Origin of the sequence: Microbacterium sp. zg.B48 (assembly GCF_024623505.1) — a bacterium.
Classification (GTDB): domain Bacteria; phylum Actinomycetota; class Actinomycetes; order Actinomycetales; family Microbacteriaceae; genus Microbacterium.
The window spans coordinates 302,206-316,267 of the sequence record NZ_JANJFE010000002.1 but is presented as its reverse complement, the minus strand read 5'-3'; the positions used below and the strand labels follow the sequence as shown (position 1 = coordinate 316,267).

The 14,062-nt window shown below is 69.0% G+C and carries 17 protein-coding genes; 9 read left to right on the top strand and 8 right to left on the bottom strand.

All coding sequences use genetic code 11. From position 1 onward, the window contains the following. Window positions 1-9 precede the first annotated feature (9 nt). A complete protein-coding gene (locus tag NQ152_RS01570) occupies window positions 10-855 on the top strand; it encodes a class I SAM-dependent methyltransferase (protein ID WP_257522772.1) in 846 nt (281 codons plus the stop codon). 75 nt (window positions 856-930) lie between these two features. Here the strand turns inward: NQ152_RS01570 and NQ152_RS01565 are convergent, their stop codons facing one another. Continuing rightward, window positions 931-1,647, bottom strand: coding sequence for a response regulator transcription factor (locus tag NQ152_RS01565; RefSeq protein ID WP_257522771.1), 717 nt, complete (start codon window positions 1,645-1,647; stop codon window positions 931-933). Window positions 1,648-1,966: 319 nt separating this feature from the next. Beyond that, window positions 1,967-2,464 carry an Hsp20/alpha crystallin family protein gene (locus NQ152_RS01560; RefSeq protein WP_257522770.1) on the bottom strand — a complete coding sequence of 166 codons (498 nt, stop codon included), beginning with the start codon at window positions 2,462-2,464 and terminating at the stop codon, window positions 1,967-1,969. A 256-nt stretch (window positions 2,465-2,720) separates the two neighbouring features. Between NQ152_RS01560 and NQ152_RS01555 the strand changes: the two genes are divergently transcribed. After that, window positions 2,721-3,602: an alpha/beta fold hydrolase gene (locus NQ152_RS01555; RefSeq protein WP_257502461.1), complete on the top strand. Its 882-nt coding sequence runs from the start codon at window positions 2,721-2,723 to the stop codon at window positions 3,600-3,602. A gap of 7 nt (window positions 3,603-3,609) precedes the next feature. On the opposite strand, the gene NQ152_RS01550 is transcribed toward NQ152_RS01555, so the two are convergent. From NQ152_RS01550 to NQ152_RS01535, 4 genes are all read right to left on the bottom strand, one after another. Next, window positions 3,610-3,762: a hypothetical protein gene (locus NQ152_RS01550; protein WP_257502462.1), complete on the bottom strand. Its 153-nt coding sequence runs from the start codon at window positions 3,760-3,762 to the stop codon at window positions 3,610-3,612. A gap of 492 nt (window positions 3,763-4,254) precedes the next feature. Further along, on the bottom strand, window positions 4,255-4,884 hold the full coding sequence (locus NQ152_RS17205; RefSeq protein ID WP_257522769.1) for a response regulator transcription factor: 630 nt from the start codon (window positions 4,882-4,884) through the stop codon (window positions 4,255-4,257). A 282-nt stretch (window positions 4,885-5,166) separates the two neighbouring features. Continuing rightward, window positions 5,167-5,559: an ester cyclase gene (locus NQ152_RS01540; protein ID WP_257502464.1), complete on the bottom strand. Its 393-nt coding sequence runs from the start codon at window positions 5,557-5,559 to the stop codon at window positions 5,167-5,169. Between the two features lie 96 nt (window positions 5,560-5,655). Then, on the bottom strand, window positions 5,656-6,783 hold the full coding sequence (locus NQ152_RS01535) for a ScyD/ScyE family protein (protein ID WP_257522768.1): 1,128 nt from the start codon (window positions 6,781-6,783) through the stop codon (window positions 5,656-5,658). A gap of 176 nt (window positions 6,784-6,959) precedes the next feature. On the opposite strand from NQ152_RS01535, the gene NQ152_RS01530 reads away from it, so the two are divergent. Further along, window positions 6,960-7,304, top strand: coding sequence for a DUF2200 domain-containing protein (locus NQ152_RS01530; RefSeq protein ID WP_257522767.1), 345 nt, complete (start codon window positions 6,960-6,962; stop codon window positions 7,302-7,304). 89 nt (window positions 7,305-7,393) lie between these two features. Here NQ152_RS01530 and NQ152_RS01525 read toward each other — a convergent pair whose 3' ends face one another. Continuing rightward, window positions 7,394-7,975, bottom strand: a complete 582-nt coding sequence (locus NQ152_RS01525; protein WP_257522766.1) for a DUF2510 domain-containing protein — start codon at window positions 7,973-7,975, stop codon at window positions 7,394-7,396. Window positions 7,976-8,079: 104 nt separating this feature from the next. Here NQ152_RS01525 and NQ152_RS01520 point away from each other — a divergent pair, with 104 nt between their 5' ends. From NQ152_RS01520 to NQ152_RS01510, 3 genes are all read left to right on the top strand, one after another. Continuing rightward, window positions 8,080-9,051, top strand: coding sequence for a squalene cyclase (locus NQ152_RS01520; RefSeq protein WP_257522765.1), 972 nt, complete (start codon window positions 8,080-8,082; stop codon window positions 9,049-9,051). A gap of 4 nt (window positions 9,052-9,055) precedes the next feature. Further along, entirely contained in the window at window positions 9,056-9,808 is a 753-nt protein-coding gene (locus NQ152_RS01515) for a CoA pyrophosphatase (RefSeq protein WP_257522764.1), read from the top strand. 68 nt (window positions 9,809-9,876) lie between these two features. After that, window positions 9,877-10,434 (top strand): bifunctional nuclease family protein, encoded by a 558-nt coding sequence (locus NQ152_RS01510; RefSeq protein ID WP_257502470.1) that lies wholly within the window; start codon window positions 9,877-9,879, stop codon window positions 10,432-10,434. On the opposite strand, the gene NQ152_RS01505 is transcribed toward NQ152_RS01510, so the two are convergent. Continuing rightward, entirely contained in the window at window positions 10,424-11,140 is a 717-nt protein-coding gene (locus NQ152_RS01505; protein ID WP_257522763.1) for an MBL fold metallo-hydrolase, read from the bottom strand. The genes NQ152_RS01510 and NQ152_RS01505 overlap by 11 nt on opposite strands. 96 nt (window positions 11,141-11,236) lie before the next feature. Between NQ152_RS01505 and NQ152_RS01500 the strand changes: the two genes are divergently transcribed. The 3 genes from NQ152_RS01500 (at window position 11,237) to NQ152_RS01490 (ending at window position 14,061) form a co-directional block, all read left to right on the top strand. Next, window positions 11,237-11,764 (top strand): TetR/AcrR family transcriptional regulator, encoded by a 528-nt coding sequence (locus NQ152_RS01500; RefSeq protein WP_257522762.1) that lies wholly within the window; start codon window positions 11,237-11,239, stop codon window positions 11,762-11,764. A 187-nt stretch (window positions 11,765-11,951) separates the two neighbouring features. Continuing rightward, window positions 11,952-13,406 carry a 30S ribosomal protein S1 gene (rpsA, locus tag NQ152_RS01495; protein ID WP_257502473.1) on the top strand — a complete coding sequence of 485 codons (1,455 nt, stop codon included), beginning with the start codon at window positions 11,952-11,954 and terminating at the stop codon, window positions 13,404-13,406. Between the two features lie 106 nt (window positions 13,407-13,512). Beyond that, window positions 13,513-14,061, top strand: a complete 549-nt coding sequence (locus tag NQ152_RS01490) for a GIY-YIG nuclease family protein (RefSeq protein ID WP_257522761.1) — start codon at window positions 13,513-13,515, stop codon at window positions 14,059-14,061. Window position 14,062 lies beyond the last annotated feature (1 nt).

The window sequence follows — 14,062 nt, the reverse complement described above, 5'->3', positions numbered from 1 at the left end:
AGGAATCAGATGTCAACCTTGACCAGCACCACCGGCACCGTGACGGGTACCCCCGAGGACAGGGCGCTCAAGGCCAAGCACGCCGCGATGTGGGCCAGTGGAAACTACCCCGTCGTCGTGGACGAGGTCGTCCGCCCCCTCGGCGGCATCCTTGTGGAAACGGTCGATGTGCAGCCCGGCCAGCGCGTCCTGGACGTCGCTGCCGGCACCGGCACGTCCGCGATCCCGTCGGCTCGGCGCGGTGCCGCCGTCATCGCCACGGACCTGACTCCGGAGCTCCTCGCCGTCGGACGCGCCGCCGCCGAGACCGAAGGGATCGACCTGACCTGGCAGACCGCGGATGCCGAATCCCTCCCGTTCGGCGACGCCGAATTCGACGTCGTGCTCTCGAGCATCGGCGTGATGTTCGCACCGCACCACGAGCTCGCCGCGGATGAACTGGTCCGGGTAACCCGCCCCGGCGGGCGGATCGGCATCCTGAGCTGGACGCCGAACGGCTTCGTGGGGCAGCTCTTCGCGACGATGAAGCCGTACGCGCCGCCGCCGCCGCCCGGCTCTTCGCCCGCTCCGCTGTGGGGGAGCGTCGAGCATGTCCGGATGCTTCTGGGCGACCGCGTCGAGAGCGTGGTTGCCCACCAGCAGGCGCTCCTGGTCGACCGGTTCGCCACGGGCGAGGAACTGCGTGACTTCTTCAAGGCCAATTACGGTCCGACGATCGCGGTGTACCGGTTCATCGCCGACGACCCCGAGAAGGTCGCCGCTCTCGACGCCGACATGGCGGCGCTCGGGGATCGGTTCTTCCGGGACGGTGTCATGCCGTGGGAGTACCTCATCGTCACCGCCACCCGTCGTTAGGACCACGGCAGCGATCGACCCCGCGCTCCCGGGCGCGGGGTCGATCGCTGTTGCGCCGTGGGCCCGGCCGGACCATCAGGGTTCGAGCGGATGACGGACCGGCTCCGTGATCGTGGCCGGGTCGGTCACACGCGGTGCCAGGGCGGGCGTCGCCGGCTCCGGCCGCCGCACGCCGTGGACGACTCCGTAGACAGCGGCCTGGGTGCGCCGTTCCAGGCCGAGTTTCACGAGGAGTCCCGAGACGTAGTTCTTCACGGTCTTCTCTGCCAGGTCCAGAACGTGCGCGATCTGCTTGTTCGTCATCCCCTCGGTGATCAGCCGCAACACCTGGAGTTCACGGAGGGAGAGATCAGGATCCGCGCGGGCGGTCGCCGGCACCGCGGCGCGGGATGTCCCGGTCGCGCCGTCCGGCGCCAGGAGCAGCTGCTCACCGTCCGAGACCCGCACCAGTGCCTCCACGAAGCTGGACGGCGGCGCTCCCTTCAGGACGTACGCGGATGCTCCGGCCAGCGTGGCGGCGATGAGTGTGGCCCGCGCCGAGTCTGCGGTGAAGACGAGGCAGCGCGGCATCGGGCGCATCAAGCGCACCACCTGGCACAGTTCGATCCCGCTGCCATCCTGCAGATGGGCATCCAGAACCACCACATCGACCGCGGCGGCCGCGATGCGTGCCGGCGCCTCCAGCACCGACTTGCACTCGCCGACCACTCGGAACCCCGGTTGCGACTGGATCAGCGTCGTGATGCCCAGCCGCAGGATCTCACTCTCGTCGACGAGGAATACCCGGATCATCGCACTTCTCCTGCGCGGCCGGGCAGGTGGTTCTGTCATTCCGCCGCCGATTTCATCATGCGCCGCAGCGCTGAGACCGCAATAGTGTCCAAAGTCCCGCCCGCCGAGGGCGGGCGCGACGGGTGCCGGCGCCCGAGGGCGACGCCGCGCATACGAAGCCGGGTCCCCTCCCCGCAAGCACCAACAGACGAGGAGGGAACCCGGCAGCGTTCTCAGTCCGAGTTCACCCCGCGAATGGGGAGGCGATACGTGCTGAGAGCTAGCCCGCGCGTGCCGGGTCGCGCCCGCTGACGCACGTGGGAAGTGGTGGCTCGACGCATCACTGCGAGGGTCCCGATCCTTCCGAAGCTGCGCCGCTTGCCGGCGCGGCCTTTCCCTCGCCGCCGATCTCGCCCTGCGCGGAGCCGATGCTGATCTTGCGCGGAGACGTCCCGCCGCTGAGCGGGACGGTGACCTTCAGCACGCCCTTCTCGAACGACGCGGAGATCTTGCCGTCTTCTGCCTGCTCCGGTAGCGCGATGCTGCGGTAGAAGCTGCTGCTGCTCTCGCGCAGCACGTAGTTCTTGCCCTTGTCCTCCTGCTTCTCGTGCCGCTCGGCCTGGATCACCAGAGCGCCGCGGTCCACGGTCACCGAGACGTCCTTCTCGTCGAAATTGGGCAGATGTGCCTCGACGACGAGCGCGTCGTCGCCTTCGGTGTACACGTCGGTGGTCGGAAGCTTGCCGCGGCTTCCCCTGAGGAAGGTGTCGTTCAACAGGTCGTGGCGCAGCACTTCCAGTCCCATGAACGGGTCGAATCGCACGAGATTGCGAGCCATGATCTTTCCTCTCATACAGCAGAACAGTGACGCATCCGAGCAGACGCCGGATGCGTATGGCCACCCTCTGCTACCGGCCGCACATAGGGGCAGTGCCATTGGTCCCGTGGACGCCGCACCCCGGACGCGCCGGCGCGCGTGCCGGTCCCCGTGCTCTCCGCGCGGGGACCTCTGGCCCTGGCGTCTGTCGTCGGATCGGTGTTCGGTGACAGAGTGCGGCGCAACCGGCCGTTCGCCGCCACGATCGGAATGCGCCGTGGAGACAGAGCGGGACAGCGTAGGTGAAGGCCCGCGGGATGACCGCACCGGCGCCGATGGGAGCGCACGGGGCGTTCTGACCGGAGCGCTGGCGAAGCTGCGGGAGCGCCGGAACCGGCCGTCGCTGCACGTGGCGTTGGATGAGGGGACCGGACCGGTCGTCGTCCTGGTGCACGGCATCGCGTCCTCCTCGGTGACATTCGAGAATGTCGTGCCGCTGATCCGCTCCACCCACCGTGTGGTGGCCATCGATCTGCTCGGGTTCGGGGGCTCGCCCGCTCCGGAGGGCTCGACGTTCACACTGGAAGAACACGTCGATTACCTGGAGCGGACGCTCCGGCGGCTTGAGCTGCGACGACCATTCGTGCTCGTGGGGCATTCGATGGGCGCATTGATCGCGGCACGGTACGGCGCGCGGCGCTCCACGCACCTATCCGGACTGGTGCTGGTGAGCCCGCCGATCTACCTGCCGCCGGATGTCGTCGGGGATCCGATCGACCGCGCCGCGATGAAGATCTACCGGCAGGTCTACGACTTCCTGCGGGGAAACCCGGCATTCACTATCCGCAATGCCGCCTTCGTGGCGCGTCTGTCGCCGATCAAGAACGCGCTCGTCGTGGATGAGACCAACTGGACGGCCTTCGTCCTCTCGCTGGAGAACTCGATCGAGTCCCAGACCGCGATCACGGACATCGCAGCCGTGGACACCGGCATCCAGGTCGTGTACGGGACGCTCGACCCGTTCCTCGTGCCGGGTGCACTGCGGATCGTGGAACGGATGCGCCACGTCGCGGTGCAGAAGATCGACGGCGGAGACCACCTCATCCGCAAGCGGATGGCGCGCGTCGTGGCCGCCGCGGTCGATTCACTCTCCCGCTGATCGCGGTCTAACCCGGCGGGCCCTTCACAGCGCGCTGTAGCAGCTCTGCAGCGATGAGTGCGGACACGTCGATGGGCTGAGTCGGGGGCAGGTGGATGTCACTGGGCGTGATCGGGCGTGCGCCGGCCGATGGCTGACGGTTCCAGGTGTAGTCGTTCATGTCGCTCCTTGTGGGTGCCGAAGGGGTGGGCGAAGTCGGCTGTGTGGCTGAGTGGTCGCACAGAGCCGACTCCACACGTCATCTGCGCCGCGTGCGCGCAACTGACGTCGCAGGCGGCCGGGCAACGGTCGTTGGGCGGGGTCAGCCGCGCAGTTGCGCTCCAACGAGCGGCGATCCGGCGGAGTCCGCGCCGTGGACCCGACCGGGCGGCTCGCTGCGATGAGAGGGATGGATGCCGTGGAAGGTGTGCCCGTGAAGCGAGGACAAGGCCGCGGAGCAGAACCGGTAGCGATCCATCGGCTCTCCTTCCTGTTGAGCGGACGTCGACGCGTTTCGGCGTCGCCGCCGCGAAGTGCCGGCACCACCACATTCCGTCAGAACCCCGCGTCGGTGGAAGTGCCATTGGTCCTCCGGCGGGCCAGCCGGGCCGGGCCGGGCCGACTCACACTCAGCCGGCTGCGGCGGAGCGGGGCACGGCTGGGTGCGCGGCGACTAGTTTCGGCTGCGAGGAGCGGGGTTCTCGGCGTGGGTCATGCTGTAGATCGCCGCCTGCGTGCGGCGTTGCACATGCAGCTTCGCCAGGACCGCAGAGGTGTAGTTCTTGACGGTCTTCTCCGCCAGACCCAGCCGCTCGCCGATCTGGCGGTTGGTCATGCCGGCGGCGATCAGGCTCAGCACCTGTCTCTCGCGGAGGGTCAGATCGGGAACGATCTCGTTCTGATCGGCAACTGCCCCGCCGGCCCCGGCCGGCGTGCCCGGCATCCGGTCTCCGCGTGCCGCGTGACGGACCGCGTCGTGCACATCGCCGGCCACCGCGTCATCGAGCAGATAGCCGTCCGCGCCCGCGTCTATCGCGGTCCGTCGGGTGCGTTCGACGTCGGCATGGCCGAGGATCACTAACTGGACGTCGTCACGTTCATCTCGCAGGGTCCGCACGGCTTCTACGGCTTCGGTGGGCGCGCCGGTCCCGTCGATGATGGCGACGTCGGGCTCGGCCCTCTCCACCTCGGGCACGCACGATTCGACGCCGGCTGATTCCCCGACGACGACGAGATCATCGGCGTCTTCCAGCACGGCCCGCAAGCCCCGTCGGACGATGTCCCGGTGATTGATGACGAACACTCTTACATCCGAGTCAGGGACGTCATTGTCGTCCGTTGAGCCGGCACGCGTCACCGCGTCATCACTCATTCCCGCCGCTCCAATCCCGGGTGCGAATAGCTAAGCACGGACGACGCGGCAATCAAGAGTGATTTCGTCTCGCCCGCCATAACGGCGGGACTTTAGTCCTATGGGGTGCGCGGCTACGCGCCCCGGCCGCCGGGCGCCGGCAGGGCGTACCGGACTCAGACCGAGCGTCGGGTCCGGAGCATGCCGACAGCCCACGACGCAAGAGCGAGCGGCTCAGCCTCTCAGCTGGGCGAGCAGTTCGAAATCGCCGGTCGTGCCGGAGAATTCGACGACGCGTCGGTTCGCGACGCGGTAGATCGCGAACTCCGCCACATTGGCGTGACGTCGTGTCGGCGGAATGCCTCGGAATGCGCCGAGATGCGTGCCGCTTGCGCGCAGATGCGCGGCGAGACGATCGTCCTCCACGATGAGCTGGATGCGGCGCCACCGCCAGTCGGGGAATGCGTGGAAGAGCTCGGCCATGTCCGAGATCCACGCTTCCGCACCACCGGGCAGGTGCGCACGCCGAACCGAAGGATCGACCAACTCTCGGACGGCGTCCAGGTCATGCCGGTTGCATGCGTCGAGGTACTCGGCGTACCACTCGCGCATCTCCCAGGGCTCCACCCCTTCATTATCGGCGCCCCGCCGAGGCCGTCCGGGACCGTACGCCTCGGTGCAGCGGCTCACGGGCGCGGGACTGGCCGCGCCCGTGAGCCGGGCTCAGCCGAGGTCGACCGCGTGCACCTCACCCGCGCCGGGCAGGATGGCACCGACGCTGACGTACGCGGTCTTGCCGTGAACGGCCACACCATAGGGAGCGAGCAGCCCGGCAAGGACGGCGGGGTGCTCCTCGGCTCCCGGCACGACTTCGCGCAGCGAGCCGATCGGCGGCTCCTCGCTCAGCAGGCTGCCGTCGCTGAATTGCACGGCGTACAGCGTCTGGTGCTGCCAGACGAGGCTCGTCACGTTGCTCAGACCGGTTGCGTAGACCGTCGGCTGCTGACCGGGAACGACCCGCCAGATCCGGGACTCCCCGGCAGGGAAGGGGAATCCGAGCAGCTCTGAGACGTAGTACGCGCCGTCCGGGCCGGTGACCACCTGCGTCGGCACCGACTGGGCGGGAATCGGGTCCCCTCCCCACGGCGGAACGGCGAGCACCGGCGGGAGCACGGCGAGCGTCGTGTCGGGCAGGTTGCCACCCACGCTGACGACCGCGTTCGCTCCGGCATCCGCCACCGCCCAGCGCTTGCTGTTGACATCGACGAATCCGCTGGGGTTGGAATCGACCTCCCCGCCGTCGGGGTTGGCTGCGGCCTCGTAGGCGGTCACATCCGCTGCGACGCTCAGCGCCCCGCCGATACGGCCGGTCAGCACGGTGCCCAGCGCAGCACCGCCCGCTCCAAGGACGGCGCGCTTGTCGAGGTCGCCCCCCAAGCCCATCAGCACGGCGATGGTGTTGCCCCGCACGCTCACGGCGGAGGGGCCGGTGGCGCCAGAGCCATCCGGGCCGGCCAGAGAGGCCAGACCGGTGATGATCCGGGTCTGGGTGCCGCGCCGTATCTCGGTCACAGCGCCGGTGTCGCCCAGGCACTCGCTGGCGGTGGGGTCTTCGGGGTCGGGCACGCAGACCCCGTCGCCGCCCGTGCCCGCCTCGGCGACGTAGATCGCTCCACCGGCGCCGATGGAGAGCTGACGCGGATTGTCCAAGCCGGTTGCCACCACCCAGGACTGCGGCGTGTCGGCCGACGCCGCCGTCGCGTCGGCGGACGCGACCGAGATCGCGGCGGCGAACGCGGTCAGAAGCGCGACCGCGGCTCTGCGGTTCCTGCGCGCGGACGGATGACTCATGATGGACCCCCAGCACATTGCTCGACGAAAAGAAGCGGGTGATTCTTGGCGAATAGCATCGTGGACTGGGGTATTGTCCGCAAGGGGGTCGCCGCGTGGGCGGGACACGATCGCGCACCCGCCTTCCAGGAGGCGCTCATCCACGCGCGGTCAGAGGGTCGCATTACACTCCTGGCATGAGCAGGATCTTCCGGACCAGCTTCGCGGCGGTCTACCCCCTCTACGTGGCGAAAGCCGAGCGGAAGGGCCGTACCAAGGAGGAAGTCGACGAAGTCATCCGGTGGCTGACCGGCTTCGACGAAGCCGAGCTCAGCCGGCATCTGGCCGACGGCGCCACCGTCACGGAGTTCTTCGCCGACGCCCGGCTGAACCCCGGTGCCTCGCTCATCACCGGCGTGGTCTGCGGTGTCCGGGTGCAGGACATCGAAGATCCGCTGATGCGGCAGATCCGGTATCTCGACAAGCTGGTCGACGAACTCGCGCGCGGCAAGGCGATGCACGAGGTTCTCCGCGCGGCCTGACGCGGACCGCTCAATCCTCGCTCGAGTGCAGACCCCGACGCACCGCGATCACCGTGTGTCAGGCGCCGGGCGTGGCGGGCTCAGACGGATCAGGGGCGGTAGCGGTAGTGGTCGGACACGGTGTTGATCCACGTCGCGAACTGTTCGGCTTCGCGGTCCTGGCCGGTCGCAACAGGCGCGAGCCAGACCTGCCCGGCCACCTGGACGAACAGGTACGTCGTGTCCGCCCGCACGGAACGGGGCAGCAGCCGGGGGGTGATCGGCCCGCCGGGGCCGAACAGGGTGCGCGTGGTCGCCGGCTTTCCGAGGAGCCCTCGTTTGAGCAGCAGCGCCCCTGTCTCGGCGGAGGCTCGCGCACCGGCCGCCGGCTCGCTCAGCGCCCCGAAGTGGAGCCAGCGGCCGTCGACCACGACTCCGGCCAACGATCGCTCCTGGCCGGTGAACCTGGCGGCATCCGTCCATCGCGTCCCGTTCCACCACCGCTGACGGCCGCGCCCGTCGTCGTACCAGCCCTCTTCTGCCGAACCGCTGATCGCGGGTCCTGCGTCGGCCCGCAGTTCGATGGCGGGTTCACTCAGGTCGACGTAGTGCGCGCTCCAGCGTGTGCCGTCCCACCAGCGCTGCTTTCCGCTGCCGTCGTCGTACCAGCCCGCTTCGGCTCCGCTCGCCATGCATCGAGGGTAGATGCCTGCCGCAGCCGTGGCCACCGCAGGTTCGGGCAGCCCGTGTTCCTCCGCCCTTGGCGCACGTCGGCACCACGTCCTACCGTGTGGGCATGGACGTGACTTCCTGGCTGCTTGACTCCGATCCTGTGCTGCGGTGGCAGGTCGAGCGCGACCTGCTCGACGCCCCGGCCGAGACCTGGCAGGCCACCCGCGCGCGCATCGCGACCGAGGGCAACGGTGCGGCCCTGCTGGCACATCAGGACCCGGACGGGCAATGGGCGGGCGGGGCGTTCTTCCCCGCGGACCGAAGCGACGACGAAGCCGGTCAGCCCTGGACGGCGACGACGTGGACGCTGACGACGCTGCGCGAGTGGGGACTGGATGCCGCCGCCCTGGCCGGCACGGCCGAAAAGCTGGCCCGCAACTCCCGGTGGGAGTACGACGACTCGCCGTACTGGGACGGTGAGGTGGACGTGTGCATCAACGCCATGACGCTGGCCAACGGCGCCTGGCTCGGCGCGGATGTCGCCGGGCTGGCTCAATGGTTCCCCGATCATCAGCTCGCCGACGGCGGATGGAACTGCGATTGGGTGGACGGCTCCACCAGGTCCTCGTTCCACTCCACCATCAACGCCCTCGTCGCGCTGCTCGAGTATGAGCAGCGGACCGGCGGAACCGCACAGCTGCGGGCGGCACGCAAGCGGGGAGAGGAGTACCTGCTGGAGCGGCGCCTGCGCTACCGGCTGACCACCGGCGAGGAGGTCGGCTCGTGGGCGAGCACGATTCTCTATCCCTTCCGCGCGCCGTTCACGGCGTTGAAGGCGGTCGACTACGTCACCCGTGCGGCGCGTCACGACCGCGAGCCGCTCGATCCGCGTGCGGCGGAGAGCCTCGAGCTCGTCCGATCACGGCGTCGGCGTGATGGCACGTGGCTGCAGGAGGACGACATCCCCGGCCGCATGTGGTTCCCGCTCGATGTGCCGCCCGGGCAGCCGTCGAAGTGGATCACGTTCCTCGCGCTGCGCGCTCTGGACGAGACGGCGACCGACCGTCTGCGCGCCGAGCCTTCCGGCGTAGCCTGAACGGATGCCATTGGACTCCGCCCCCCAGCGTGCCCGTGCGCAGCTCATCAGCGTCGCGAAGGCCGCCGCAGCCGGCCTGGGCGGAGCGGAGTTCGACGCGCTCTCCCGCGTACCGCTGGGGGAGAACCCGCGTCGTGCGGCGGTGCTGGTGCTGTTCGGCATCCTCGACTCGCTCTCCAGCGAGCACCAGGCGCAGTCCGACGCGCTCTCCCGCGATCTCGACCTGCTTCTGCTCTCGCGTGCGACGACGCTGCGATCGCACCCGGGGCAGGTGGCACTTCCCGGCGGCCGCGTGGATCCGGAGGATGACTCACCCATCGCCGCTGCCCTGCGCGAGGCTCGCGAGGAGACCGGGCTCGACCCGGCCGGGGTCGAGGTGCTCGGCACACTGGAGGATCTGCCGCTGGCGTACTCCCGGCATCTGGTGACTCCCGTGTTGGCGTGGTGGCGGCATCCGTCACCCGTGCACGCGGTGGACCACGCCGAGTCGGCCGATGTCTTCCGGGCACCCGTCGCCGACCTGGTCGACCCCGCGAACCGCGGCGTGACGGTCATCCGGCGCGACGGCCAGGAGTGGCGCGGACCCGGCTTCCTGGTGGGTCAGGGTGAGGACGCTCACCTCGTCTGGGGGTTCACCGGCATGCTGCTGGACGGGCTGTTCACTCGCCTGGGCTGGACCGAACCGTGGGATGACACGCGCGAGCTTGCGCTGGTCCTGCCCGACGAACCTGCCGCGGCCGGTGCAGCGCGGTCCTGATCCTCTTCTGGCCGGCGCGCAGCAGGAGCCTACGATGGGACACACGCGCCCATGAGGCAGGAGGGCCGATGATCCAGGTTCGCGTCGCCGGAGTCGCGCTCGACCCCACAGGCCAGCACGTCATCCTGCTCAAACCGCTGGACGAGATCGCCGGTGAGGGTCGCATCCTCCCGATCTGGATCGGTCAGATGGAAGCGACCTCCATCCTGGTCGCGGTCGAGGGGGCCGCGGTGCCGCGTCCCCTCGCCCATGACCTGATGCGATCGCTGCTGGACTCGCTGGACGCGTCGGTGACCGGGGTCGCGGTGACCCGCATCGAGGAGGGCACCTTCTACGCGGAGGTCACGCTCTCCAGCAGTCTGGGGCAGCGTGTCGTCGACGCTCGGCCATCGGATGCCGTTGCCCTGGCTTCGAGGGTCGGCGCGCCGATCTGGGTGGCCGACGCGGTCATGGATGATGCCGGCGTGCCGGACACGGTCACCGAGAGCGACATCGAAACCGAGCTCGAGGCGGAGCTGGAGAGCCAGCTGGAGAGCGGTGCCGAGACGGCGATCGAGGCCGAGCAGCGGCTCGACGAGTTCAAGCGATTTCTGGACGACGTCGATCCGGACGATTTCAAGGGCTGATGCCCTCGCGCACGGCAGCCGCCACATCCGCAGGCCGCCCCCGCCATGGGGCGCCGTGACCGGGCAGCACCCAGCCGGCCGCCACCGTCGCCAGGCGTCCGAGCGATTCGAGCGCGCGCGACGGTTCGTCGGTGAACGGCGCGGGCTGCATGCCCGTCCGTCCGGTCAGGACGTTCCGTGTCGTCAACGCGTCGCCGACGAAGAGCGCATCCGCGAACGGCACGTGCACGGCGATGCTGCCGGGGGAGTGACCAGGCAGCCCGATCACGACCGGCGCGCCGGGCAGCGGTAGGACCTCTCCGTCGTTCACCTCCACCACCTCGGTCAGGTAATGCGTCCGCATTCCGCCCTTGCGCAGCGCATAGGCGAAGAACCGCGCCGCGGCGCCGAGGCGCATCGGCCCCATCGTCAGCTTCGGCTTGTCACCGCCCCGGGCGCGATCGGCGTCCGCGGCGTGCACGTAGACCGGAACGCCGTGCGCCTCGCGGAGCCGCTCGGCGAAACCGATGTGGTCGCTGTCTCCGTGCGTGAGCACGACGCCGCGGACCTCCTCGATGGACCTCCCCATCGCCGTCAACTCGGCCCGTAGGTCACGCCAGTGTCCCGGCAGGCCGGCGTCGATCAGCGTGATGCCCTCCGGTGCGTCGACCAGGTAGGCCGCGACGACGTCGTTGCCGATCCGGTGCAGGTGCGGTGCGAGTTGCATGCGTTCTCCTCGGTGGGTGCGGGTATTGATGGCTATGGTACATAGCTATGATAGCTTTGGTCAATAGCCATCGTCACTATCGTCTGGAGCCCGCTCATGCCTACGCCGGAACGCACATCGCTCGCCGAGATCGTGGCCGCGGGACGCAGCATCCTGGAATCGGCCGGTCCCGCCAAGCTCACGATGCATGCGGTCGCCGAGCAGGTGGGGGTCCGCGCGCCGTCGCTCTACAAGCGGGTGCGCGACCGCGACGCGCTGCTGACACTGGTGGCAGAGGAGACGGCGAACGACCTGGCGCGTCAGCTGGAGGCATCGGACGGCTCGATCGGGGGGCTGGCGCGCACGTACCGCTCGTTCGCGCACCGGTATCCGCAGGGATTCCGTCTGCTCTTCACCGCGGACGGCGCCGAGGCGGCGATGGCCCGTGCCGCCGTGCCGGTGCTTCGGGCCACCGGCGAACTCGTGGGGGAGGATGCCGCGCTCGATGCCGCGCGCCTGCTCACGGCGTGGGCGACCGGCTTCGTGAACATGGAGCTGTCGGGATCATTCCGGCTCGGGGGAGACGTGGAGCAGGCCTTCGCGTACGGACTCGAGCGGCTGACGGCAGCACTGGGGGCGCGCTGAACCGATGGCCGCAGCGCGAAATAATGCGGGCCACAGCAGCGTTCTGGTACTGTGAAACGTCACCCTCGTGGCTTCATTGCCATGCGTGCGTGACATTCGCAATCCAATCCACCCCGCTGAGGCCGCAGGCAGCTGTCTGCCCGTGCGTCCCAGCCCGATACCCAACCCAACAAGGACAACCCACTACATGACTATCGCAACGACCGCCCCGGCCACCAAGCAGGTCGCCATCAACGACATCGGATCTGCTGAGGACTTTCTGGCCGCGGTCGAACTGACTCTGAAGTTCTTCAACGACGGCGACCTCATCGAAGGAACCGTTGTGAAGATCGACCGCGACGAGGTCCTCCTCGACGTCGGGTACAAGACCGAGGGCGTCATCCCCTCGCGTGAGCTTTCCATCAAGCACGACGTCGACCCCAACGAGGTCGTCAAGGTCGGCGACACCGTCGAGGCGCTGGTTCTCCAGAAGGAGGACAAGGAAGGTCGCCTCATCCTGTCCAAGAAGCGCGCGCAGTACGAGCGTGCGTGGGGCGACGTCGAGAAGATCAAGGAGACTGACGGTGTCGTCACCGGCTCCGTGATCGAGGTCGTCAAGGGCGGGCTCATCGTCGACATCGGCCTGCGCGGCTTCCTGCCCGCCTCGTTGATCGAACTGCGCCGGGTCCGCGACCTGACGCCGTACCTCGGCCAGGAGATCGAGGCGAAGATCCTCGAGCTGGACAAGAACCGCAACAACGTGGTGCTGTCGCGTCGTGCACTGCTCGAGCAGACGCAGTCCGAGTCGCGCACGTCGTTCCTGAACAACCTGCACAAGGGCCAGGTCCGCAAGGGCACGGTCTCGTCCATCGTCAACTTCGGTGCGTTCGTCGACCTGGGTGGCGTGGACGGCCTGGTGCACGTCTCCGAGCTCTCCTGGAAGCACATCGAGCACGCCTCCGAGGTCGTCGAGGTGGGCCAGGAAGTCACCGTCGAGATCCTCGAGGTCGATCTGGACCGCGAGCGCGTCTCGCTGTCGCTGAAGGCGACGCAGGAGGACCCGTGGCAGGTCTTCGCCCGGACCCACGCGATCGGTCAGGTCACGCCGGGTAAGGTCACCAAGCTGGTCCCGTTCGGCGCGTTCGTTCGCGTCGCGGACGGCATCGAGGGCCTGGTGCACATCTCGGAGCTCTCCGGCAAGCACGTCGAGCTCGCGGAGCAGGTCGTCTCGGTCGGCGAAGAGGTCTTCGTCAAGGTCATCGACATCGACCTGGAGCGTCGTCGTATCTCGCTGTCGCTGAAGCAGGCGAACGAGTCGGTCGACCCCAACGGCACCGAGTTCGACCCGGCCCTGTACGGCATGGTCACCGAGTACGACGAGAACGGGGAGTACAAGTACCCCGAGGGATTCGACGTCGAGACTCAGGCGTGGAAGGAAGGCTCCGACGCCGAGCGCGAGAAGTGGGAGCTCGAGTACGCAGCCGCCCAGGCGCGCTGGGAGCAGCACAAGGCTGCCGTCGCCAAGGCCATCGAGGCCGAGGCCGCGGCTCCGACCGAGACCAGCTCCGCGTCGAGCTCGTTCGCGTCGGACAACGGCAACAGCGGCACCCTGGCCGACGACGAGGCGCTCGCCGCGCTCCGTGAGAAGCTCTCGGGTCGCTGATCCTCAGCAGTTGCACACAGCGAAGGCCGTCACCCCCGGGTGGCGGCCTTCGCCGTTGCCGCCGTGGTCGGCAGGCGGTGTCCGGCCTCCCGCGTAGCATCCGGACGTGCCCACCTGCTGCGTGATCGACGGCTGCCGCAGCCCCGCGCCGCCGGATGCCCCGCTCGATCTGTGCGAGCGTCACCTCGTCGTGGCGGCGGAATGGGCGAGCCGCGAACTCGGCGCCCCTGACCTCCTGCCTGCTCCGTGCCGTCTGTGCGGCTCGCGCCTCGGAGTCCGCTTCCCCTCCGGCTGGCTCTGCGCCGTGTGCGAGTGGACGCACGGCGAGCTGGTCGACGCCGAGCTGTCGCCGCCGCGCGTGGACGTGGTGTACTACCTCCGGTTCGAGGATCGGGTGAAGATCGGCACCAGCGGCAACCCGCGGCAACGGCTGGCCGCCATCCGGCATGACGACCTGCTCGGATTCGAGCGTGGCGACCGTCGCCTCGAGCATCGCCGACACGCGCAGTTCCTGGACGAACGATTCGATCGCACGGAGTGGTTCCGCCTGTCGGACCGGCTGCGCGCGCACATCGAGACGGTGCGATGCGGGGCGCAGGATCCCTGGGATCTCTACGCGCGATGGCTCAGCGAGGCTGCGGCGCTCCGGGGCTGAC

Coding starts and splice junctions, on each gene's coding strand:
- NQ152_RS01570 (WP_257522772.1), top strand. CDS start 10: ATGTCAACCTTGACCAGCACCACCGGCACCGTGACGGGTACCCCCGAG.
- NQ152_RS01565 (WP_257522771.1), bottom strand. CDS start 1,647: ATGATCCGGGTATTCCTCGTCGACGAGAGTGAGATCCTGCGGCTGGGC.
- NQ152_RS01560 (WP_257522770.1), bottom strand. CDS start 2,464: ATGGCTCGCAATCTCGTGCGATTCGACCCGTTCATGGGACTGGAAGTG.
- NQ152_RS01550 (WP_257502462.1), bottom strand. CDS start 3,762: ATGAACGACTACACCTGGAACCGTCAGCCATCGGCCGGCGCACGCCCG.
- NQ152_RS01535 (WP_257522768.1), bottom strand. CDS start 6,783: ATGAGTCATCCGTCCGCGCGCAGGAACCGCAGAGCCGCGGTCGCGCTT.
- NQ152_RS01530 (WP_257522767.1), top strand. CDS start 6,960: ATGAGCAGGATCTTCCGGACCAGCTTCGCGGCGGTCTACCCCCTCTAC.
- NQ152_RS01525 (WP_257522766.1), bottom strand. CDS start 7,975: ATGGCGAGCGGAGCCGAAGCGGGCTGGTACGACGACGGCAGCGGAAAG.
- NQ152_RS01520 (WP_257522765.1), top strand. CDS start 8,080: ATGGACGTGACTTCCTGGCTGCTTGACTCCGATCCTGTGCTGCGGTGG.
- NQ152_RS01515 (WP_257522764.1), top strand. CDS start 9,056: ATGCCATTGGACTCCGCCCCCCAGCGTGCCCGTGCGCAGCTCATCAGC.
- NQ152_RS01510 (WP_257502470.1), top strand. CDS start 9,877: ATGATCCAGGTTCGCGTCGCCGGAGTCGCGCTCGACCCCACAGGCCAG.
- NQ152_RS01505 (WP_257522763.1), bottom strand. CDS start 11,140: ATGCAACTCGCACCGCACCTGCACCGGATCGGCAACGACGTCGTCGCG.
- NQ152_RS01500 (WP_257522762.1), top strand. CDS start 11,237: ATGCCTACGCCGGAACGCACATCGCTCGCCGAGATCGTGGCCGCGGGA.
- rpsA (WP_257502473.1), top strand. CDS start 11,952: ATGACTATCGCAACGACCGCCCCGGCCACCAAGCAGGTCGCCATCAAC.